Origin of the sequence: Enterobacter cloacae complex sp. I1M, assembly GCF_014982425.1 — a bacterium.
GTDB lineage: Bacteria > Pseudomonadota > Gammaproteobacteria > Enterobacterales > Enterobacteriaceae > Enterobacter > Enterobacter intestinihominis.
The window spans coordinates 105,536-127,194 of the sequence record NZ_JADCLG010000029.1 but is presented as its reverse complement, the minus strand read 5'-3'; the positions used below and the strand labels follow the sequence as shown (position 1 = coordinate 127,194).

At 55.4% G+C, this 21,659-nt stretch carries 16 protein-coding genes; 12 read left to right on the top strand and 4 right to left on the bottom strand.

The window, feature by feature from the left end; genetic code table 11:
• The first annotated feature begins 8 nt into the window (after nt 1-8).
• The 5 genes from araA (at nt 9) to rluA (ending at nt 8,512) form a co-directional block, all read left to right on the top strand.
• Entirely contained in the window at nt 9-1,511 is a 1,503-nt protein-coding gene (araA, locus tag INF86_RS17640; RefSeq protein WP_015572656.1) for an L-arabinose isomerase, read from the top strand.
• 86 nt (nt 1,512-1,597) lie between these two features.
• Nucleotides 1,598-2,293 (top strand): L-ribulose-5-phosphate 4-epimerase, encoded by a 696-nt coding sequence (gene araD / locus INF86_RS17635; protein ID WP_193543765.1) that lies wholly within the window; start codon nt 1,598-1,600, stop codon nt 2,291-2,293.
• Nucleotides 2,294-2,448: 155 nt separating this feature from the next.
• On the top strand, nt 2,449-4,806 hold the full coding sequence (polB, locus tag INF86_RS17630; protein WP_045622493.1) for a DNA polymerase II: 2,358 nt from the start codon (nt 2,449-2,451) through the stop codon (nt 4,804-4,806).
• A gap of 127 nt (nt 4,807-4,933) precedes the next feature.
• Nucleotides 4,934-7,840 carry an RNA polymerase-associated protein RapA gene (rapA, locus tag INF86_RS17625; protein WP_193543764.1) on the top strand — a complete coding sequence of 969 codons (2,907 nt, stop codon included), beginning with the start codon at nt 4,934-4,936 and terminating at the stop codon, nt 7,838-7,840.
• Nucleotides 7,841-7,852: 12 nt separating this feature from the next.
• Nucleotides 7,853-8,512, top strand: coding sequence for a bifunctional tRNA pseudouridine(32) synthase/23S rRNA pseudouridine(746) synthase RluA (gene rluA / locus INF86_RS17620; RefSeq protein WP_058677767.1), 660 nt, complete (start codon nt 7,853-7,855; stop codon nt 8,510-8,512).
• A 31-nt stretch (nt 8,513-8,543) separates the two neighbouring features.
• Here the strand turns inward: rluA and djlA are convergent, their stop codons facing one another.
• Nucleotides 8,544-9,359 (bottom strand): co-chaperone DjlA, encoded by an 816-nt coding sequence (gene djlA, locus INF86_RS17615; RefSeq protein WP_023299305.1) that lies wholly within the window; start codon nt 9,357-9,359, stop codon nt 8,544-8,546.
• 239 nt (nt 9,360-9,598) lie between these two features.
• On the opposite strand from djlA, the gene lptD reads away from it, so the two are divergent.
• Genes lptD through apaH form a run of 6 tightly spaced genes read left to right on the top strand, consistent with a single transcriptional unit; the run spans nt 9,599 to nt 16,328 of the window.
• On the top strand, nt 9,599-11,950 hold the full coding sequence (lptD, locus tag INF86_RS17610; protein WP_045308053.1) for an LPS assembly protein LptD: 2,352 nt from the start codon (nt 9,599-9,601) through the stop codon (nt 11,948-11,950).
• Between the two features lie 53 nt (nt 11,951-12,003).
• A complete protein-coding gene (gene surA / locus INF86_RS17605) occupies nt 12,004-13,290 on the top strand; it encodes a peptidylprolyl isomerase SurA (RefSeq protein ID WP_003856417.1) in 1,287 nt (428 codons plus the stop codon).
• Nucleotides 13,290-14,276 carry a 4-hydroxythreonine-4-phosphate dehydrogenase PdxA gene (pdxA, locus tag INF86_RS17600; protein ID WP_063148242.1) on the top strand — a complete coding sequence of 329 codons (987 nt, stop codon included), beginning with the start codon at nt 13,290-13,292 and terminating at the stop codon, nt 14,274-14,276. The genes surA and pdxA overlap by 1 nt, the downstream gene beginning before the upstream one ends.
• Nucleotides 14,273-15,094, top strand: coding sequence for a 16S rRNA (adenine(1518)-N(6)/adenine(1519)-N(6))-dimethyltransferase RsmA (gene rsmA / locus INF86_RS17595; protein ID WP_003856423.1), 822 nt, complete (start codon nt 14,273-14,275; stop codon nt 15,092-15,094). The genes pdxA and rsmA overlap by 4 nt, the downstream gene beginning before the upstream one ends.
• Before the next feature lie 3 nt (nt 15,095-15,097).
• Nucleotides 15,098-15,475, top strand: coding sequence for a Co2+/Mg2+ efflux protein ApaG (gene apaG / locus INF86_RS17590; RefSeq protein ID WP_003856425.1), 378 nt, complete (start codon nt 15,098-15,100; stop codon nt 15,473-15,475).
• Between the two features lie 4 nt (nt 15,476-15,479).
• The gene (apaH, locus tag INF86_RS17585) at nt 15,480-16,328 is read left to right on the top strand and encodes a bis(5'-nucleosyl)-tetraphosphatase (symmetrical) ApaH (RefSeq protein ID WP_154051946.1); all 849 of its coding nucleotides are present in this window, start codon (nt 15,480-15,482) and stop codon (nt 16,326-16,328) included.
• A gap of 39 nt (nt 16,329-16,367) precedes the next feature.
• Here the strand turns inward: apaH and folA are convergent, their stop codons facing one another.
• The 3 genes from folA to kefF all read right to left on the bottom strand — a co-directional run bounded on the left by folA (nt 16,368) and on the right by kefF (nt 19,350).
• Nucleotides 16,368-16,847: a type 3 dihydrofolate reductase gene (folA, locus tag INF86_RS17580; RefSeq protein ID WP_003856431.1), complete on the bottom strand. Its 480-nt coding sequence runs from the start codon at nt 16,845-16,847 to the stop codon at nt 16,368-16,370.
• Between the two features lie 114 nt (nt 16,848-16,961).
• Nucleotides 16,962-18,827 carry a glutathione-regulated potassium-efflux system protein KefC gene (gene kefC / locus INF86_RS17575; RefSeq protein WP_193543763.1) on the bottom strand — a complete coding sequence of 622 codons (1,866 nt, stop codon included), beginning with the start codon at nt 18,825-18,827 and terminating at the stop codon, nt 16,962-16,964.
• On the bottom strand, nt 18,820-19,350 hold the full coding sequence (gene kefF / locus INF86_RS17570; protein WP_023305423.1) for a glutathione-regulated potassium-efflux system oxidoreductase KefF: 531 nt from the start codon (nt 19,348-19,350) through the stop codon (nt 18,820-18,822). The genes kefC and kefF overlap by 8 nt, the downstream gene beginning before the upstream one ends.
• 375 nt (nt 19,351-19,725) lie before the next feature.
• On the opposite strand from kefF, the gene INF86_RS17565 reads away from it, so the two are divergent.
• Nucleotides 19,726-21,659: autotransporter outer membrane beta-barrel domain-containing protein (locus INF86_RS17565; RefSeq protein ID WP_193543762.1), on the top strand; the 1,934-nt coding region annotated here is incomplete at its 3' end.

The window sequence follows — 21,659 nt, the reverse complement described above, 5'->3', positions numbered from 1 at the left end:
ACACGATAATGACCATTTTTAATAATTATGAAGTGTGGTTTGTGATTGGCAGCCAGCATTTATACGGACCGGAAGCGTTGCAGCAGGTGACGAAACACGCGGAGCACGTTGTGAATGCGCTGAACGCGGAAGCCAAACTGCCGTGCAAACTGGTGCTGAAGCCGCTGGGTACTACGCCGGACGAAATCACTAACATCTGCCGCGATGCCAATTACGATGACAAATGCGCTGGCCTGGTGGTGTGGCTGCACACCTTCTCGCCAGCCAAAATGTGGATCAACGGCCTGGCTATCCTCAACAAACCGCTGCTGCAATTCCACACTCAGTTCAACGCCTCTCTGCCGTGGGACAGCATCGACATGGACTTCATGAACCTGAACCAGACCGCGCACGGCGGTCGCGAGTTCGGCTTCATCGGCGCGCGTATGCGTCAACAGCATGCCGTGGTGACCGGCCACTGGCAGGACGGCCAGGCACAAAAACGCATTGGCTCCTGGATGCGTCAGGCGGTCTCTAAGCAGGATACCCGTCACCTTAAAGTGGTGCGTTTCGGCGACAACATGCGTGAAGTTGCCGTAACCGACGGCGACAAAGTGGCCGCGCAGATCAAGTTCGGCTTCTCCGTGAATACCTGGGCAGTGGGCGACCTGGTGCAGGTGGTGAATGACATCAGCGATGGCGACGTTAACGCGCTGGTGGACGAGTACGAAAGCAGCTACCGCCTGACGCCTGCGGCACAGGTCAACGGCGACAAGCGCCAGAACGTGCTGGATGCCGCACGCATTGAACTGGGCATGAAGCGCTTCCTGGAACAGGGCGGCTTCCATGCCTTCACCACCACCTTTGAAGATCTCCACGGCCTGAAACAGCTCCCGGGTCTGGCGGTACAACGTCTGATGCAGCAGGGCTACGGTTTTGCGGGCGAAGGCGACTGGAAAACTGCCGCTCTGCTTCGCATCATGAAGGTGATGTCAACCGGTCTGCAGGGCGGCACCTCTTTTATGGAAGACTACACCTACCACTTCGAGAACGGCAACGATCTGGTGCTCGGCTCGCACATGCTGGAAGTGTGTCCGTCTATCGCCGTCGAAGAGAAACCGATCCTCGATGTGCAGTACCTCGGCATTGGCGGCAAAGCGGATCCGGCCCGTCTGATCTTCAACACCCGTACCGGCCCGGCCATTAACGCCAGCCTGATCGACCTCGGCGACCGTTTCCGCCTGCTGGTGAACTGCGTCGATGCTGTGGAAACTCCGCATTCTCTGCCGAAACTGCCGGTCGCGAACGCCCTGTGGAAAGCGCAACCTGACCTGCCAACCGCGTCGGAAGCCTGGATCCTGGCCGGCGGCGCGCACCACACCGTCTTCAGCCACGCGCTTGACCTGAACGATATGCGTCAGTTTGCCGAGCTGCACGACATCGAACTGACCGTGATTGATAACGACACCCGTCTGCCAGCCTTTAAAGACGCGCTGCGCTGGAACGAAGTCTATTACGGTTCAAAACGCTAAGCCCTGAATGCCCGGTGGCATTTCGTTTACCGGGCCTACGGTTCTGTAGGCCGGATAAGCGCAGCGCCATCCGGCAGGAGACGACAATGTTAGAAGATCTCAAACGTCAGGTACTCGAAGCCAACCTGGCGCTGCCAAAACATAACCTGGTGACCCTGACTTGGGGCAACGTCAGCGCCGTTGACCGGGAAAAAGGCGTGTTCGTGATCAAGCCTTCGGGCGTGGATTACACGGTGATGACCGCGGAAGATATGGTGGTGGTCAGCATCGAAACGGGTGAAGTGGTTGAAGGCGATAAAAAGCCCTCCTCCGATACGCCCACTCACCGCCTGCTGTATCAGGCCTTCCCGACCATCGGTGGGATTGTGCATACCCATTCGCGTCACGCGACCATCTGGGCGCAGGCGGGCCAGCCTATTCCGGCCACCGGCACCACCCACGCGGACTACTTCTACGGCACCATTCCCTGCACGCGTCTGATGACCGATGCGGAGATTAACGGTGAGTACGAATGGGAAACCGGGAACGTGATCGTCGAAACCTTCGAAAAACAGGGTATCGACGCGGCGCAAATGCCCGGCGTGCTGGTGCACTCCCACGGTCCGTTTGCCTGGGGTAAAAACGCGGAGGACGCGGTGCACAACGCGATCGTGCTGGAGGAAGTCGCCTACATGGGGATCTTCTGCCGCCAGCTGGCACCGCAGTTGCCGGATATGCAGCAAACCCTGCTCGATAAGCATTATCTGCGCAAGCACGGCGCGAAGGCGTACTACGGGCAGTAAAACATTGTCCGGTGGCGCTGCGCTTATCGGGCCTACGGATCCTGTTGGCCGGATAAGCGTAGCGCCATCCGGCAAAACAGGCACTGTATAAAACCCCAGCAAACACCCCTCAACCAGGCTATAATCAGGCCTGGTTTGTTTTGTGGGATAGCGGCGTGGCACAGGCGCAAGAAGGCTTTTTACTGACCCGACACTGGCGGGATACCCCTCAGGGCACCGAGGTTGCGTTCTGGCTGGCGACGGATAACGGCCCGCTGCACGTTACCCTGCCGCCTCAGGAGTCCGTGGCGTTTATCCCTGAACACCACGTCGAGAAAGTAAAGCAGCTGCTGCGCGGTGAAAACGGCTGGCGCCTTACTCCCCTTGAGCTAAAAGACTTCCACCGCCAGCCGGTTTATGGCCTCTACTGCCGCGCCCATCGCCAGCTGATGCGCTATGAAAAATTGCTCCGCGAAGCGGGCGTGACGCTCTACGAAGCGGACATTCGCCCGCCGGAACGTTTTCTGATGGAGCGGTTTATCACCGCCCCCGTCTGGGTGGACGGCGCTGAGCAGAACGGTTGTCTCGTGAACGCGCGCCTGAAGCCTAACCCGCACTATCGCCCGCCGCTGAAGTGGGTCTCGCTGGATATCGAAACCACCCGTCACGGCGAGCTGTACTGCATCGGCCTTGAAGGCTGCGGGCAGCGGGTTGTCTATATGCTCGGGCCCCCGAACGGCGATGCGTCCGCGCTGGATTTTCATCTGGAATACGTTACCAGCCGACCACAGCTGCTGGAGAAGCTTAACCAGTGGTTTGCCGAGCACGATCCCGACGTGCTGATCGGCTGGAACGTGGTGCAGTTTGACCTGCGCGTGCTGCAAAAACATGCCGAGCGGTACCGCATTCCCCTGACGTTAGGGCGCGGAAACACGGAGCTGGAGTGGCGTGAGCACGGTTTTAAGAACGGCGTATTCTTCGCACAGGCTAACGGTCGCCTGATTGTCGACGGCATCGAGGCGCTGAAATCCGCCTTCTGGAACTTCTCTTCCTTCTCGCTGGAAGCGGTCGCCCAGGCGCTGCTCGGTGAAGGTAAATCCATCGACAATCCCTGGGACCGAATGGACGAGATCGACCGGCGCTTTAATGAGGATAAGCCGGCGCTCGCTACTTATAACCTGAAAGACTGTGAGCTGGTAACGCAGATTTTCCATAAAACCGAGATCATGCCCTTCCTGCTGGAACGCGCAACGGTAAACGGTCTCGCGGTCGACAGGCACGGCGGCTCGGTAGCGGCCTTCAGCCACCTCTATTTCCCGCGGATGCACCGGGCGGGCTATGTGGCCCCTAACCTCGGTGACGTGCCGCCGCAGGCCAGTCCCGGCGGTTACGTGATGGATTCACGGCCCGGGCTGTATGATTCGGTGCTGGTGCTGGATTATAAAAGTCTGTACCCGTCGATTATCCGCACATTTCTGATTGATCCGGTAGGGCTGGTCGAGGGGATGGCGCAGCCAGACGATGCGCACAGTACTGAAGGTTTTCTCGGGGCACGCTTCTCGCGCGAAAAACACTGCCTGCCTGAGATCGTGGGAAACATCTGGCACGGCCGCGACGAGGCAAAACGCCACGGCAACAAGCCGCTCTCACAGGCGCTGAAAATCATTATGAACGCCTTTTACGGGGTGCTGGGCACCAGCGCCTGCCGCTTCTTTGATCCGCGTCTGGCGTCGTCCATCACCATGCGCGGGCACGACATTATGCGCCAGACCAAAGCGTTGATTGAATCCCGGGGTTATGACGTTATTTATGGCGACACCGATTCCACCTTTGTCTGGCTGAAATCGGCCCGTTCAGAAGACGACGCCGCGCAAATCGGCAAAGAACTGGTCGCCTTCGTGAACGCCTGGTGGCGCGAAAGTTTGCAAAAAGAGCGGTTAACCAGTGCGTTAGAGCTGGAGTTTGAAACCCATTTTGCCCGCTTTTTAATGCCGACCATTCGCGGAACCGACCAGGGCAGCAAGAAGCGCTACGCCGGACTGATTCAGGAAGGCGACAAGCAGCGGATGGTGTTTAAAGGGCTGGAGACAGTGCGCACCGACTGGACGCCGCTGGCACAGCAGTTTCAGCAAACGCTTTATCTGCGGGTGTTCCGCAATGAGCCGTATCAGGACTACGTGCGCGAGACGATAGCCAGCCTGATGGCAGGCGAACTTGACGCGCAGCTGGTGTATCGCAAGCGCCTGCGCCGCCCGCTGGCGGACTACCAGCGTAATGTTCCTCCGCACGTCCGCGCGGCGCGGCTGGCGGATGAAGAGAACGTTCGCCGGGGCCGCGCGCCGCAGTATCAGAACCGGGGAACGATCAAATACGTCTGGACAACGAACGGACCAGAACCCGTTGATTACCAGCAGTCTCCGCTCGATTACGATCACTACCTGACCCGCCAGCTTCAGCCTGTTGCGGAGGGAATTTTACCGTTCATCAACGACGACTTTGCTACACTAGTGACAGGACAACTTGGGCTATTTTGACGCGTGACGAAACCGTTGCCATCCAGTACCATAGCGCCCTTTCCATTCCCGGACCCATTTTTCGATGACCGTCTTTTTTGACGGGGTCGAACTATTGCCTGCAATTAAAGATTAGAGCCGAACAACTATGCCTTTTACACTTGGTCAACGCTGGATCAGCGATACAGAAAGCGAACTTGGATTAGGAACCGTCGTTGCCGTCGATGCGCGCATGGTTACCCTCCTTTTCCCTGCTACCGGTGAAAACCGCCTGTACGCTCGCAATGACTCCCCTGTTACCCGCGTAATGTTCAATCCGGGTGATACCGTGACCAGCCATGACGGCTGGCAACTGAAGGTTGAAGACGTAAAAGAAGAGAATGGACTGCTCGCCTACATCGGAACGCGTCTTGATACCGACGAGACAAATGTCATCCTGCGTGAAGTGCTGCTCGACAGCAAACTGGTGTTCAGCAAGCCGCAGGACCGTCTGTTTGCCGGGCAAATCGACCGAATGGATCGCTTCTCCCTGCGCTACCGCGCGCGTAAGTTCCAGAGTGAGCAGTACCGCATGCCGTGGAGCGGCCTGCGCGGTCAGCGTACCAGCCTTATTCCCCATCAGTTGAATATCGCCCATGACGTGGGCCGTCGCCATGCGCCTCGCGTGCTGCTGGCTGACGAAGTGGGTCTGGGTAAAACCATCGAAGCAGGCATGATCCTGCACCAGCAGCTGCTCTCTGGCGCTGCCGAGCGCGTGCTGATTGTGGTTCCAGAAACGCTGCAACATCAGTGGCTGGTTGAAATGCTGCGCCGCTTTAACCTGCGCTTCTCCCTGTTCGACGATGAGCGCTATGCCGAAGCCCAGCACGACGCGGACAACCCGTTTGAAACCGAACAGCTGGTCATTTGTTCCCTGGACTTCGTGCGCCGCAGCAAGCAGCGCCTGGAGCATCTGTGCGACGCTGAATGGGATCTGATGGTCGTCGACGAAGCGCATCACCTCGTCTGGAGCGAAGACGCGCCAAGCCGTGAATACATGGCGATTGAGCAGCTTGCCGAGCGCGTACCGGGCGTTCTGCTCCTGACCGCCACGCCGGAGCAGCTGGGTCTTGAGAGCCACTTCGCCCGTCTGCGTCTGCTCGATCCCAACCGTTTCCACGATTTTGAGCAGTTTGTTGAAGAGCAGAAAAACTACCGCCCGGTGGCGGACGCCGTCGCGCTGCTGCTGGCCGGTAATCGTCTCTCTAATGATGAGCTTAACACTCTCAGCGATCTGATTGGCGAGCAGGATATTGAGCCGCTGCTTCAGGCCGCGAACAGCGACAGCGATAATGCGGGATCCGCGCGTAAAGAGCTGATCGACATGCTGATGGATCGCCACGGTACCAGCCGCGTGCTGTTCCGTAACACCCGTAACGGCGTGAAAGGCTTCCCGAAACGCGAGCTGCACACCATCAAACTGCCGCTGCCGACCCAGTACCAGACGGCGATTAAAGTCTCCGGCATTATGGGTACCCGTAAATCTGCGGAAGATCGCGCGCGCGACATGCTCTACCCGGAGCAGATTTATCAGGAATTCGAAGGCGACACCGGCACCTGGTGGAACTTCGATCCGCGCGTGGAGTGGTTGATGGGCTACCTCACCGCTCACCGTTCCCAGAAAGTGCTGGTGATCTGCGCCAAAGCCGCTACCGCATTGCAGCTGGAGCAGGTTCTGCGTGAGCGCGAAGGCATTCGCGCCGCCGTGTTCCACGAAGGCATGTCCATAGTTGAGCGCGATCGTGCAGCAGCCTGGTTTGGTGAAGAGGACAGCGGCGCGCAGGTTCTGCTGTGCTCTGAAATCGGTTCTGAAGGCCGTAACTTCCAGTTCGCCAGCAATCTGGTGATGTTCGATCTGCCGTTTAACCCGGATCTGCTGGAGCAGCGTATCGGCCGTCTGGATCGTATCGGGCAGGCGCACGATATTCAGATCCACGTGCCGTATCTGGAGAAAACCGCCCAGTCCGTGCTGGTGCGCTGGTACCACGAAGGGCTGGACGCGTTTGAACACACCTGCCCGACCGGCCGCACCATTTACGATCAGGTCCATGGCGATCTGATCGGTTACCTGGCCGCGCCTGAAAATAGTGAGGGCTTCGATGAGCTGATTAAATCCTGCCGTGAGAAGCACGACGCACTGAAAGCGCAGCTGGAGCAGGGTCGCGATCGCCTGCTGGAGATCCACTCCAACGGCGGTGAAAAAGCGCAGCAGCTGGCCGAAAGCATTGAAGAGCAGGACGACGACACCAGCCTGATCAGCTTCTCCATGAATCTGTTCGACATCGTCGGTATAAACCAGGACGATCGCGGCGAGAACATGATCGTGCTGACCCCGTCCGATCATATGCTGGTGCCGGATTTCCCGGGCCTGCCGGAAGACGGCTGCACAATCACCTTTGAGCGTGATGTGGCGCTGTCCCGCGAAGACGCACAGTTCATTACCTGGGAGCACCCGCTGATCCGCAACGGTCTGGATCTGATCCTCTCCGGCGATACCGGCAGCAGCACCATTTCCCTGTTGAAGAACAAAGCCTTGCCTGTGGGCACGCTGCTGGTGGAGCTGATCTACGTTGTGGAAGCGCAGGCGCCGAAACAGCTTCAGCTTAACCGCTTCCTCCCGCCAACGCCGGTGCGTCTGCTGCTGGATAAAAACGGTACGAATCTGGCCGGCCAGGTGGAGTTTGAAAGCTTCAACCGTCAGTTGAGCGCGGTGAACCGCCATACCGGCAGCAAGCTGGTGAATGCGGTGCAACAGGACGTGCATGCCATTCTGCAAATGGGTGAAACCCAGGCCGAAAAAGCGGCCAGAGTGCTGATTGATGCGGCGCGCAGCGAAGCCGATGAGAAGCTTTCTGCCGAGCTGTCGCGTCTGGAAGCGTTGAAAGCGGTGAACCCGAACATTCGTGACGATGAGCTGGCCGCAATTGAGAGCAACCGCCAGCAGGTGCTGGAAAGCCTGAATCAGGCGGGATGGCGTCTCGACGCCCTGCGTCTTATCGTTGTGACGCATCAGTAAGCGGAGCGCAAAATGGTAATGGAGCCCTACAATCCCCCGATGGATCCGTGGCTGGTCATTCTGTATCAGGACGAGCACATTATGGTGGTTAACAAGCCGAGCGGTCTGTTGTCCGTGCCGGGGCGTCTGGAAGAGCATAAAGACAGCGTGATGACGCGTATCCAGCGCGATTATCCCCAGGCCGAGTCTGTCCATCGTCTGGATATGGCGACCAGCGGCGTGATTGTGGTGGCTCTTAATAAGGCGGCAGAACGTGAGCTGAAGCGTCAGTTCCGCGAGCGCGAGCCGAAGAAGCAGTATGTCGCCCGCGTGTGGGGCCATCCGGCGCAGGCGGAAGGGCTGGTGGATTTACCGCTGATTTGCGACTGGCCGAACCGGCCAAAGCAGAAGGTGTGTTATGAAACCGGCAAGGCTGCGCAGACCGAGTATGAAGTGCTGGAGTACGCGCCGGATAATACCGCGCGCGTCCTGCTGAAGCCGATTACCGGGCGCTCCCATCAGCTGCGTGTGCATATGCTTGCGATGGGTCACCCGATTCTGGGTGACAGATTCTATGCGCCGCCGGAAGCGCTGGCGTTAGCGCCGCGCCTGCAACTGCATGCGCAGACGCTCACCATCACCCACCCTGCTTTCTGCAACGCCATGACGTTCAAAGCCCCGGTGGACTTCTGAAAAAATGGCCCGACACTGTCGGGCCATTTTTTTATTTAAAACCTTTCTGCTCTTTAATCAGCTCGTAGGCTTTCTGGATTTCCTGCGCTTTCTGTTTCGCCATCTCCATCATCTCAGGCGGCAGGCCTTTCGCCACCAGCTTATCCGGATGGTGCTCGCTCATCAGCTTACGATAGGCGCGTTTGATGGTCGTGACATCGTCAGAGGGCTTCACGCCGAGGACATTACAGGCATCTTCAAGCGTAGGGCCACGCTGCGCCTGCTGCCAGCCGCCACCGGACGATTGCTGTTGATAACCGCCGCCAAAGTGCGCGCCGCCCTGCATCATGCGCAGGAACTGATCGAACTGCATGCGGGAAATGCCCAGCTCTTCAGCAATCACATACAGGACGTCCCGTTCATTCGGATGCAGAGAGCCATCCGCGAAGGCGGCCTGGATTTGAATTTCCAGAAACATCCGAATTAAATCAAAGCGCCCGAAGCAGATGCTACGGAACTGCCGCATTTTTTCACGCAGCGGGTAGTTATCCGCTTTACCAATCCGGAATGCATTCTGCGCCGCGACGCGGGATTCGCCGTGCAGATTCATGCGATCCATAAAGACGCTGGCAACCTGAATATCGGCTTCCGTTACGCGCCCTTTTGATTTGGTTAAGTGCCCCATCACCTCGAAGGTGGTGGAGAAGAAGAGTGACTGGCGCTCGCGCTGGTTGGCAAACCAGGCCATTTTGCGGCTGCGTGCTTTATCAAACATATGGCCGATAATGAGGCCAAGAACAACACCCCAGAATCCGGCACCCATAATAATTGCGAACGCAACGCCGATTATTTTACCCCAATACTGCATATACTCCCCGAATGGTCATGTTCCTGGCCGACGCAACGCCATCATTACAGTGGTCGCGCCACGGTCAATTGAGGGACATCGCCTATAATTTGCATTATCATACTCGTCATTCGATAGCGAGCCTAACACTCTGGCGCGCAAACGGGCAGGATTAACGCTGGTACTGCGCTGATGAGTAAGATAGTCTCTGAGCGTTTGTAAGCCGTAGCCACTGATGACGGAACAATAAAATACAACGTATGAAAAAACGTATCCCCACCCTTCTGGCCACAATGATTGGCACCGCCCTGTACAGCCAACAGGGGCTCGCAGCCGATCTCGCCTCGCAGTGTATGCTTGGCGTCCCAAGTTACAATCGCCCACTGGTGAAAGGCGATACGAATGACTTACCCGTCACCATTAATGCCGACAGCGCAAAAGGTAATTATCCTGACAATGCAACCTTTACGGGCAATGTCGATATTAACCAGGGTAACAGCCGTCTGCTGGCTGACGAAGTGCAATTGCACCAGAAGCAGCCGGAAGGTGCTCAGGCGCCTGTCCGTACGGTGGATGCGCTGGGTAATGTGCACTATGACGACAATCAGGTCATCCTGAAAGGTCCGAAAGCCTGGTCGAATCTGAATACCAAAGACACCAACGTCTGGGAAGGTGATTATCAGATGGTCGGTCGTCAGGGGCGCGGTACCGCAGACCTGATGAAGCAGCGCGGCGAGAACCGCTACACTATTCTCGAAAACGGCTCGTTTACGTCCTGTTTGCCAGGGTCAAATACCTGGAGCGTTGTGGGCAGCGAAGTGATCCACGACCGTGAAGAACAGGTTGCAGAGATCTGGAACGCCCGTTTTAAACTCGGCCCGGTGCCCATTTTCTATAGTCCTTACCTGCAACTGCCTGTGGGTGACAAACGTCGTTCAGGCTTCCTGATCCCGAACGCCAAGTACAGCACGTCGAACTACTTTGAGTTCTACCTGCCGTACTACTGGAACATTGCGCCCAACATGGACGCCACGATCACGCCGCACTACATCCATAAGCGCGGTAACATCATGTGGGAGAACGAATTCCGCTATCTGACCAAAGCGGGCGCGGGTCTGATGGAGTTTGATTATCTGCCATCAGATAAGGTGTTCCAGGACGAACATCCGAGCGAAGGTGATAAGCACCGCTGGATGTACTACTGGAAGCACGCCGGGGTATTGGATCAGGTGTGGCGCTTCAACATCGACTACACCAAAGTCAGCGATCCGTATTACTTCAACGACTTCGACTCTAAATACGGGTCCAGTACCGACGGTTACGCCACGCAGAAATTCAGCGTGGGCTACGCCATTGAGAACTTTGACGCGACGGTGTCGACCAAGCAGTTCCAGGTATTTGATACGCAATCGCGTAGTACCTATGGTGCAGAGCCGCAGCTGGACGTGAACTGGTACCAGAACGATGTGGGTCCTTTCGACACGCACGTTTACGCTCAGGCGGTCCATTTCGTCAACACCAACTCGGATATGCCGGAATCAACGCGTCTGCATATCGAGCCGACGATCAATCTGCCGTGGTCAAACGACTGGGCAAGCCTGAATACCGAAGCCAAGCTGATGGCCACCCACTATCAGCAGAAAAATCTGGACTGGTATAACAAACGCTATGGCACCGATCTTGAAGAGTCGGTAAACCGTACGCTTCCGCAATTCAAAATGGACGGGAAGCTGATTTTCGAACGTGACATGGCTCTTCTTGCGGATGGATACACCCAGACGCTTGAGCCACGTATGCAGTATCTGTACGTGCCTTATCGCGATCAGAGCAAAATTCAAAACTACGACTCGTCCTTCCTGCAATCAGACTACAGCGGCCTGTTCCGCGATCGTACCTACGGCGGCCTTGACCGTATTGCGTCTGCTAACCAGTTAACGACCGGCGTCACAACGCGCGTTTATGATGATGCTGCCGTTGAACGTTTTAACGTTTCTGTTGGTCAAATCTACTATTTCACCGAGTCTCGTACCGGTGATGACGACATTAACTGGGAGAAAGACAACAAAACGGGCTCACTGGTATGGGCGGGCGACACCTACTGGCGTATGACGGATCGTTGGGGTCTGCGCGGTGGTGTTCAGTACGATACACGACTGGACAATATCGCGACGGGCAGCGCTGCCATCGAATATCGTCGTGATGAAGATCGCATGTTGCAGTTGACGTACCGTTACGCCAGCCCGGAGTATATCCAGGCGACACTGCCAAACTATGCGAATACAGACCAATACAAAGACGGTATTTCACAGGTGGGTACCGCCGCGAGCTGGCCTATCGCCGATCGTTGGTCAGTCGTCGGAGCCTACTACTATGACACGAATGCCCAAAAACCTGCTGACCAGATGCTGGGTCTGCAATATAACTCCTGCTGTTACGCAATACGTGTCGGTTACGAACGCAAACTTAACGGCTGGGATACGCAAAACAGTCAGGGCAAATACGATAACGTGATTGGCTTTAATATCGAGTTGCGCGGCCTGAGCTCTAACTACGGTCTGGGCACGCAGCAGATGCTGCGCTCGAACATTCTGCCGTATCGTAGTTCATTGTAATGTGCTTGATTTACAACGTAATCCGCTTTGCGGTTAATTGAAATGGAAAAAGTATGAAGAACTGGAAAACGCTGCTACTCGGTGTCGCTATGGTTGCGAATACCAGCTTCGCGGCCCCACAGGTTGTCGATAAAGTCGCGGCTGTGGTTAACAACGGCGTCGTGCTTGAAAGTGACGTTGACGGTTTGATGAAATCTGTAAAGCTCAACTCGGGCCAGGCAGGTCAACAACTTCCGGATGACGCTACGCTGCGCCACCAGATCCTGGAACGTCTGATCATGGATCAGATTGTCCTGCAAATGGGCCAGAAAATGGGTGTGAAGATCTCTGACGAGCAGCTCGATCAGGCGATCGCTAACATTGCAAAGCAGAACAACATTACCCCGGACCAGATGCGTAGCCGCCTGGCCTATGACGGCATCAGCTATGCCACCTACCGTAATCAGATCCGTAAAGAGATGCTGATTTCAGAAGTGCGTAACAATGAAGTCCGTCGCCGCGTCACCATCCTGCCTCAGGAAGTGGATGCCCTGGCGAAACAGGTGGGTAATCAGAATGATGCCAGCACTGAACTTAACCTGAGCCACATCCTGATCCCACTGCCGGAAAACCCAACCTCCGATCAGGCGGCTGAGGCGGAAAGTCAGGCGCGCGCTATCGTTGAGCAGGCGCGTAATGGCGATGACTTCGGCAAACTGGCGATCACCTACTCTGCTGACCAGCAGGCGCTGAAAGGCGGCCAGATGGGCTGGGGCCGTATTCAGGAGCTGCCATCCCTGTTTGCCCAGGCGCTGAGCACGGCGAAGAAAGGCGACATCGTCGGTCCAATCCGTTCCGGTGTGGGCTTCCACATTCTGAAAGTGAACGACCTGCGCGGTCAGAGCCAGAACATTTCGGTTACCGAAGTGCATGCGCGCCATATCCTGCTCAAACCGTCTCCGATCATGACTGACGATCAGGCCCGTGCGAAGCTGGAACAGATCGCCGCAGACATCAAGAGCGGTAAAACCACCTTCGATAAAGCGGCAAAAGAGTTCTCTCAGGATCCTGGCTCTGCAAACCAGGGCGGTGACCTGGGTTGGGCGGCAGCGGATATTTACGATCCAGCTTTCCGCGATGCGTTAATGAAGCTGAATAAGGGTCAGATGAGCGCGCCAGTGCACTCCTCCTTCGGCTGGCATCTGATCCAGCTGATGGACACGCGCAACGTGGATAAAACCGACGCGGCGCAGAAAGATCGTGCGTATCGCATGCTGTTTAACCGTAAGTTCTCTGAAGAAGCCGCAACCTGGATGCAGGAACAACGCGCCAGCGCTTACGTGAAAGTGTTGAGCAACTAATGAAACCGCATCGTGTTGTGATCACTCCCGGCGAACCCGCCGGGATTGGGCCTGACCTTGTGGTTCAGCTCGCCCAGCGCAGCTGGCCGGTAGAGTTGGTTGTTTGCGCAGATGCAACACTGTTACAAGACCGGGCAGCCTTGCTCGGTCTGCCTTTAACGCTCCTCCCTTACGTTGAAGGCCAACAGTCCGCACCGCAGCAGGCTGGTACTCTCACCCTGCTTTCAGTTCCGCTCCGTGCACCTGTTGTCCCCGGTGAGTTACACATCGAAAACGGCCACTACGTTGTCGAGACGCTGGCGCGCGCCTGTAACGGTTGCCTTCAGGGCGAATTTGCAGCCCTGATCACCGGTCCGGTGCATAAAGGCGTAATCAACGACGCGGGCATTCCGTTTACCGGGCATACCGAATTTTTCGAAGAGCGTTCGCACAGCCCGAAAGTGGTGATGATGCTGGCAACCGAAGCAATGCGCGTTGCGCTGGTAACAACGCACCTGCCGATCAAAGCCATTCCGGATGCCATTACGCCTGAACTCCTGCGTGAGATCATTGGCATTTTGCATCACGATCTGCAAACCAAATTCGGTATTCCGCAGCCGCATGTGCTGGTTTGCGGCCTGAATCCGCACGCGGGTGAGGGCGGACATATGGGCACTGAAGAGATCGACACCATCATTCCGGTGCTTGAGGAGATGCGGGCGAAGGGGATGAACCTCAGCGGGCCACTGCCTGCCGACACCCTTTTCCAGCCCAAATACCTGGATAAAGCCGATGCCGTACTCGCGATGTACCACGATCAGGGTCTGCCCGTGCTAAAATACCAGGGATTTGGTCGCGGGGTGAATATCACCCTCGGCTTACCCTTTATTCGAACGTCCGTTGACCACGGTACTGCGCTGGATCTGGCAGGCCAGGGAAAAGCAGATGTCGGCAGTTTTATCACGGCGCTTAATCTCGCCATCAAAATGATTGTTAATACTCAATGACTAATCGAGTCCATCAGGGCCACTTAGCCCGTAAACGCTTCGGGCAAAACTTCCTCAACGATCAGTTTGTGATCGACAGTATCGTTTCTGCCATTAATCCGCAGAAAGGCCAGGCCATGGTCGAAATCGGCCCGGGTCTTGCCGCGCTGACCGAGCCGGTAGGCGAACGCCTTGACGAACTGACCGTTATCGAACTCGACCGCGATCTGGCCGCGCGTCTGCAAACGCACCCTTTCCTCGGGCCGAAGCTGACGATTTATCAGCAGGATGCGATGACCATGAACTTTGGCGAACTGTCAGAAAAAATGGGACAGCCGCTGCGCGTGTTCGGTAACCTGCCGTACAACATCTCCACCCCGCTGATGTTCCATCTGTTTAGCTATACTGATGCCATTGCCGACATGCACTTCATGTTGCAAAAAGAGGTCGTTAACCGTCTGGTTGCAGGGCCGAACAGTAAAGCGTATGGTCGTTTAAGCGTGATGGCGCAATATTACTGTAACGTGATCCCGGTATTAGAAGTGCCGCCTTCCGCGTTCACGCCACCACCAAAAGTGGATTCTGCGGTTGTGCGCCTGGTGCCACATAAAACGATGCCGTATCCGGTCAAAGACCTGCGCGTGCTGAGCCGTATCACGACAGAAGCCTTTAACCAGCGCCGTAAAACGATTCGTAACAGCCTTGGCAATCTGTTTACCGTTGACGTGTTAGCTGAGTTGGGCATCGACCCGGCAATGCGTGCGGAAAATATTTCCGTAGAGCAGTACTGCAAGCTGGCTAATTACATCAGCGACAATGCGCCGCCGAAGGAGAGCTAAGCCATGATTGATTCGCCCCGCGTCTGTGTTCAGGTTCAAAGCGTCTACATTGAGTCCCAATCCACACCGGATGAAGAACGTTTTGTCTTTGCTTATACAGTAACCATTCGCAATCTGGGGCGGATGCCTGTGCAACTGCTCGGGCGCTACTGGCTTATCACCAACGGCAATGGCCGCGAAATTGAAGTCCAGGGTGAAGGTGTGGTCGGTGAACAACCCCATATCGCCCCTGGCGAAGAGTATCAGTACACCAGCGGTGCGGTCATTGAAACGCCACTGGGTACCATGCAAGGCCATTACGAAATGGTCGATGCCGACGGTAATGCTTTCCGCATTGCTATTCCTGTGTTCCGTCTCGCCGTACCTACACTTATTCATTAATCTAATGTCTACATATCTGATTGGCGACGTTCACGGTTGCTACGATGAACTGATCGCATTATTAAAACAGGTCGATTTTACTCCCGGGCAGGACACGCTCTGGCTTACAGGCGATTTAGTGGCGCGCGGCCCTGGCTCCCTTGACGTCCTGCGTTACGTCAAATCTCTGGGCGACAGCGTGCGGCTGGTACTGGGCAACCACGATCTGCATCTGCTGGCCGTATACGCCGGGATCAGCCGTAATAAGCCGAAAGATCGCATTACCCCCCTGCTGGAAGCACCGGATGCCGATGAGTTGCTCAACTGGCTGCGTCGCCAGCCACTGCTACAGATTGACGAAGAGAAAAAGCTGGTGATGGCTCATGCCGGCATCACGCCTCAGTGGGATCTTGAGACGGCAAAAACCTGTGCGCGCGACGCCGAAGCGGTGCTGGCGAGCGACTCCTACCCGTTCTTCCTCGATGCGATGTACGGCGACATGCCGAATAACTGGAGTGATGACCTCAGCGGCCTGGCGCGGCTACGTTTTATCACCAATGCTTTTACGCGGATGCGCTACTGCTTCCCGAACGGGCAGCTGGATATGTATTGCAAAGATACGCCGGAAAATGCCCCTGCGCCGCTTAAGCCATGGTTTGCGATTCCGGGCCCCGTGACAAACGAATTTAGCGTGGTATTTGGGCACTGGGCATCACTGGAAGGAAAAGGCACCCCGGAAAATATCTATGCGCTGGATACCGGATGCTGCTGGGGCGGGGATTTAACCTGCTTACGCTGGGAAGATAAAACCTACTTTGTCCAGCCATCCAACCGACAGCTGGATTTAGGCGAGGGAGAGGCGGTCGCCTCCTGAAGATGTTTATCCTCTCCCTTTGGGGAGAGGATAAAAACGTTAACGACGTTCCAGAATTTCGAAGCAGTAGCTGTGCGAGTTCTGCGCATCCGCATCGTGAAACTCACTGAATACGGACTCCCACTCGTCCGGATCGTAATCCGGAAAATGGGTATCCCCTTCCACTTCCGCATCAATGTGCGTCAGATACAGTTTCTGCGCTTTTGGCAGGAACTGCTCATACACGCGACCACCACCGATCACCATGATCTCTTCGGCATCGCCGCAGGCTGCAATCGCTTCATCAACGGATTTCACCCACTGCACGCGATCGTCAGTGCCCGGCTGGCTACTGATCACAATATTCTTACGACCCGGCAATGGACGACCAATCGACTCCCAGGTCAGGCGGCCCATCACTACCGGCTTGTTTAACGTAGTACGTTTAAACCATGCGAGATCGGCAGGCAGGTTCCACGGCATGGCGTTTTCCATGCCGATAACGCGGTCTACCGCCAGCGCTGCAATCAGACTGATCATTGAAAATTTCCCGGATGCAAAAAATTGCCGCCACTATACGGAAAGCTTAATCTTTCGTCGACTGGCGGCAGGGTAAAGAATTAGAAATTTTTTAATATTGCTGGCAACTCCACTTCACGCAGAGGGTTTACTCTCCGGTTCATCCGCAGGATCACCGGTATGCTTGCCCTCTTCCGTCCCTTGCCAGCCGTGGCGCTGAACCAGCGACAGGTGATTACGATCCTCGTTGATGATTTCCGTCAGCATGGTGCTGGTGCGTTTAAACACCGCTGCGCGTTCGGTTGCCGTACTGCTCGCCATCGCCACCATCTCTTCCACCATATCATGGTTAAAGCGGCGGAACAGATCGGCACGTTCACGCGCTTCATACGCACCAAGCCCCAGACTTTCCAGCGCCATGCGGCCAGATTTGAGCGCCCCTTCGAAGGTTTCACGTTCAGGGGCTGCCACCCCCGCCTGACGCAGCTGGATGTAGTGATCCACATCGCGCGCACGTGAGATAATGGTCAGATGCGGAAAATGCTCTTTAACCAGCTCAACCATCTGCATGCTGGTCTCAGGATCGTCGATGGCGTTAATCAGCACCTCGGCTTTCGCCGCTCCGGCGGATTTCAGCAGGTCCGCCCGGGTCGCATCACCGTAAAACACTTTCATATCGAATTTACGCAGCGTATCAACATGGTCAGGATCGTGATCGAGGATAACCATTTTCACACCGCTGGAGAGCAGTAAACGGCCGGCGATCTGCCCGAAGCGGCCAAATCCGGCGATGATCACGCGAGGCTGCTCCTCGTCGATCTCATCGGCTTCTCGCTCCTGTTCGCTTCCCGTTTTTTCCAGACGCGTCAGCAGCACCAGCAGAATTGGCGTTGCGGCCATCGACAGCGCGACCGCCAGCGTCAGCGCTTTTGCCCATTCCGGATCGAGTACATTTGCCATTTGCGCGGCGCCAAAGACCACGAAAGCAAACTCACTCCCCTGCCCCAACAGCACGGCAAACCAGCGGCGTTGCGGTTTTGGCACGTTTAACGGTCGGGCAATCAGCCACAGCATCGCCATTTTAATGACCAGGAAACCCACCAGCAGAATGATGATGCGCAGCGGGTGGGTTACCAGCGTCCCGAAGTCGATAGACATCCCGACGCCGATGAAAAACAGCCCAAGCAGCAATCCTTTAAACGGCTCGATATCGCTTTCCAGCGCGTGACGATATTCGGAGCTTGCCAGTAAGACCCCTGCGAGGAAAGCGCCCATCGCCATCGACAGCCCAGCCTCTTCAAGCAGCAATCCAAAACCAAACACCAGGAATAACGCAACGGCGCTGAATACTTCGCGCAGGCCAGAGCGAGCCACAAAGCGCAGCAACGGACGCGTTACGTAGCGCCCCAGAAGAATTACCAGCGCCAGCGCACCGACAACCTTCAGCGCAGATAAGGCAAATGCCCCCAGCGTCGTTGAAGCGCCGCTGGTTGCCAGCAGCGGGATCATCGCTACCAGCGGGATGGCGGCAATATCCTGGAACAGCAGTACGGAGAAGGTGCTGCGCCCCATTTGCGAGACCGTCAGGTTACGTTCGTTCATTGCCTGCATGGCAATCGCCGTCGAGGAGAGCGCCAGCGTCATGCCGATCAGCTCTGCGACTTTCCACTCCATCCCCAGCAAAATGCAGAACCCGCCCAACAGCAGACCGCAGGCCAGCATTTGCAAAGCGCCACCGCCAAACACCGAGGCGCGCAGTTTCCACAGCCGCTGCGGATCCAATTCCAGGCCAATAACAAACAGCATCAGCACCACGCCGATTTCCGCAAAATGCAGGATTGACTCGGCATCCGTCACCAGCCGAAAGCCCCAGGGGCCAATCACACACCCGGCAATCAGATAGCCGAGCACCGAGCCCAGCCCCAGACGGACCGCCACGGGCACAATTAATGCCGCCGCGCCGAGGTAAATCAGCGCCTGTATCATCGTATGGCTATCCATTGTGCCCCTCCTGCCACTCGAGTAAGCGTTGTTTGTAGTGACGAGCCTGCGCCTGCAAGGTTTCATCGTCGCAGACAAAGGTACAGTGCATTGCAAAAGGCGGAAGCCAGTTCAGGCCACAGTAAAGGGCGGTAGCCTGGAGCGGCTGCGCCAGCACGTCAAATCCGGGGAAAGCGCCAATCTCAAAGTGGCTTTCCCCCCCACCGGTGGTTACAGCCCACATCAGGCTTTTTCCCTGAAGCGCTTTGCCGTTATGTCCGTATGCCCAACCGTGCGACAAGACTTTGTCGATCCACAATTTCAGCAGCGGAGGTGTGCTGTACCACTGCATCGGATGCTGCCAGACGATCAGATCGGCACGAGAGAGCGCCTCCTGTTCGGCGGCGACATCGATACTGAAATCAGGATAGAGTTGATAGAGGGAACGTATCTCAACGTTTTCGAGCGTCCTTGCCTGCTCAAGCATCCGTTTATTCGCATGCGAATGTTGCGGATAGGGATGCGCATAAATTATCAGAACCATGAATATGCCTGTCTTTTACTTTTCTTGTAGCATTGAGTGTAGACAGTTACCACCCCGACTTAAAGGGGCTATCTAACGGTTAAAAGTAAAACGCAAGTATTGGCAACCCATCCCACCTTACCAGCGACAGTGGCGCTAAACACGAAGAGCGATACGCGAGACAAATTCATCCTACAAAATAGTTATGGCCATTCATATTATCAACAGATATTTTTAGCGAAACTTAAGTCATTATTTAATAAATCAACCTGTACATAACCTATTGAAAAAATAATAATTTTATGCTTTTTTTGTTTTAAGCTCACGCTTTAAGACGGACTAAATACGTTTTACGCACGTTATCTAATGTTCCTTCTCACTCAAATGGATGTGTACATGAGCAACAATTTCTTTAGATTAAATCATACAACCAAAACTCTTGGAAAGATATTTCCTGCCTTGTTGATATGCACCCCTGCGGTTGCATTTTCTGCAACGATTGACCAATCAACTTCTGTTCCTCAAGATTTCTCAGCCGATGCTGAATATATTATTAATAAAAACGTGACGATCTCCTCCGCCGGTAGTGAAGCGGCGGTATCGGTCTCTGGGTTTACTCTCACCCATGTCACTAACGAAGGGAATATTTCTGGCACGGGAAATGGCCTGAATATAAATACTGGTGTACAGCGCATTGTAATTAATAACGACATCGGCGCAACCATTTCCTCCACCACCGCGAATGCGGTGAATATTCAGTCACTACTCGGTGATTTTAATAACAGTGGAAACATTACTGGCTCGGAAAATGGCATTTTTGTCAGTGAAAACTCCTCCGCAGTAAATATTACCAATACCAGCACCGGAACGATAAAAGGAAAAACAGGTCTTAGTACTCAGGTTGGCATTGGCATTAATAACAGTGGCGAAATTATCGGTACAAACGGTGATGCTATTACGGCAAATGATGGCAACACTAAGATTTTTAACAGTGCCACTGTGCAGGGAACCCAGTACGGAATCAATGTAAAAGATACAGCAAAATTAGATATCAAAAATAGCGGAACGATTAGTGGTGAAACAAACGCTATTATGTTTGCCAGCGATAAAAATAACACGCTACTGCTCGACACTGGCTCCAACCTCATCGGTGACGTAATATCCACAAATTCCAGAGGAAATACCCTGACGTTGATCGGCACCGGTACGGAAGACAGTAACTTCGTGGGTCTGAATGAAGGCGACGGTTTTGCCAGCGTAAAAATGGAGGGTGAAAGCTGGACACTGTCGGGCGATCTCGACATTATTGGCTCTGGCGACTCCTTGCTGATAGAGACTGGCGCGTTAACCCTGTCGGGTGCGGTATCGAATACCGGTAATACGCGGGTGGCCAAAGACGCCTCGCTGCAACTGGGCGATGGCGAAAAAACTGCGACGCTCAGCGGTGGGCTCACCAACAATGGTACCGTCATTTTTAATCAGGGTAGCGATTTCACTTTCGCCACCGACATGACCGGTAGCGGTAACGTCGAAAAAGTTGATTCCAACACGCTGACCCTGACAGGCAAAAATAGCTATACAGGGAATACGGTTCTGCACGGTGGCACCACGCTGGTCTCCACCGGAGCAACGCTCGGCGTCAAGGGCAGTAACGCCACCGTTACCGTTGAAAACGGCGCGACCTTTGCCACCGCAGGCGAAGTGAACAACAACATCGCGATTCTTAGCGGCGGTACGCTGGCGGCATGGAATGCAGTCCAGGGTAACTCCACGCTCAGCGCTTCCGGTGTTGATACCATCAACGGCAACGTGGCTAATGGCGGCACGCTGTTGCTGAGTGCGGCTGATAATAGCGTTGGCAATAATTTTACGATTAATGGCGACTACACCGGCTCTGACGGTAGCCAGATTGTGATGAACAGCACTCTGGGTGAAGATAACTCACCAACTGACCACCTCACCATTACGGGCAGCAGCTTCGGTCAGTCCGGCGTCAGCATTACCAACATTGGCGGCGCAGGCGCGCAAACCATTAACGGTATGGAAATTGTCAGCATTGGCGGCAGTTCCGAAGCCCAGCTGACGCTGGCAAAACCGGTCGTCGCAGGCGCCTGGGAATATAACCTCTACCAGCACAGTGACGGAAACTGGTATCTGGAATCAAAGGCGACGCCTTCTGATGATCCTTCCGACGACACCGATGACGGTGGCAATAATGATGACGGCGGTAACACCGACGGCGGTGGCAACACCGATAATGGTGGTAACACAGATGACGGTGGTAACGCCGATGATGGTGGTAACACCGACAACGGCGGCAACACTGACAA

Coding starts and splice junctions, on each gene's coding strand:
- araA (WP_015572656.1), top strand. CDS start 9: ATGACCATTTTTAATAATTATGAAGTGTGGTTTGTGATTGGCAGCCAG.
- araD (WP_193543765.1), top strand. CDS start 1,598: ATGTTAGAAGATCTCAAACGTCAGGTACTCGAAGCCAACCTGGCGCTG.
- rapA (WP_193543764.1), top strand. CDS start 4,934: ATGCCTTTTACACTTGGTCAACGCTGGATCAGCGATACAGAAAGCGAA.
- rluA (WP_058677767.1), top strand. CDS start 7,853: ATGGTAATGGAGCCCTACAATCCCCCGATGGATCCGTGGCTGGTCATT.
- djlA (WP_023299305.1), bottom strand. CDS start 9,359: ATGCAGTATTGGGGTAAAATAATCGGCGTTGCGTTCGCAATTATTATG.
- lptD (WP_045308053.1), top strand. CDS start 9,599: ATGAAAAAACGTATCCCCACCCTTCTGGCCACAATGATTGGCACCGCC.
- surA (WP_003856417.1), top strand. CDS start 12,004: ATGAAGAACTGGAAAACGCTGCTACTCGGTGTCGCTATGGTTGCGAAT.
- pdxA (WP_063148242.1), top strand. CDS start 13,290: ATGAAACCGCATCGTGTTGTGATCACTCCCGGCGAACCCGCCGGGATT.
- rsmA (WP_003856423.1), top strand. CDS start 14,273: ATGACTAATCGAGTCCATCAGGGCCACTTAGCCCGTAAACGCTTCGGG.
- apaG (WP_003856425.1), top strand. CDS start 15,098: ATGATTGATTCGCCCCGCGTCTGTGTTCAGGTTCAAAGCGTCTACATT.
- apaH (WP_154051946.1), top strand. CDS start 15,480: ATGTCTACATATCTGATTGGCGACGTTCACGGTTGCTACGATGAACTG.
- folA (WP_003856431.1), bottom strand. CDS start 16,847: ATGATCAGTCTGATTGCAGCGCTGGCGGTAGACCGCGTTATCGGCATG.
- kefC (WP_193543763.1), bottom strand. CDS start 18,827: ATGGATAGCCATACGATGATACAGGCGCTGATTTACCTCGGCGCGGCG.
- kefF (WP_023305423.1), bottom strand. CDS start 19,350: ATGGTTCTGATAATTTATGCGCATCCCTATCCGCAACATTCGCATGCG.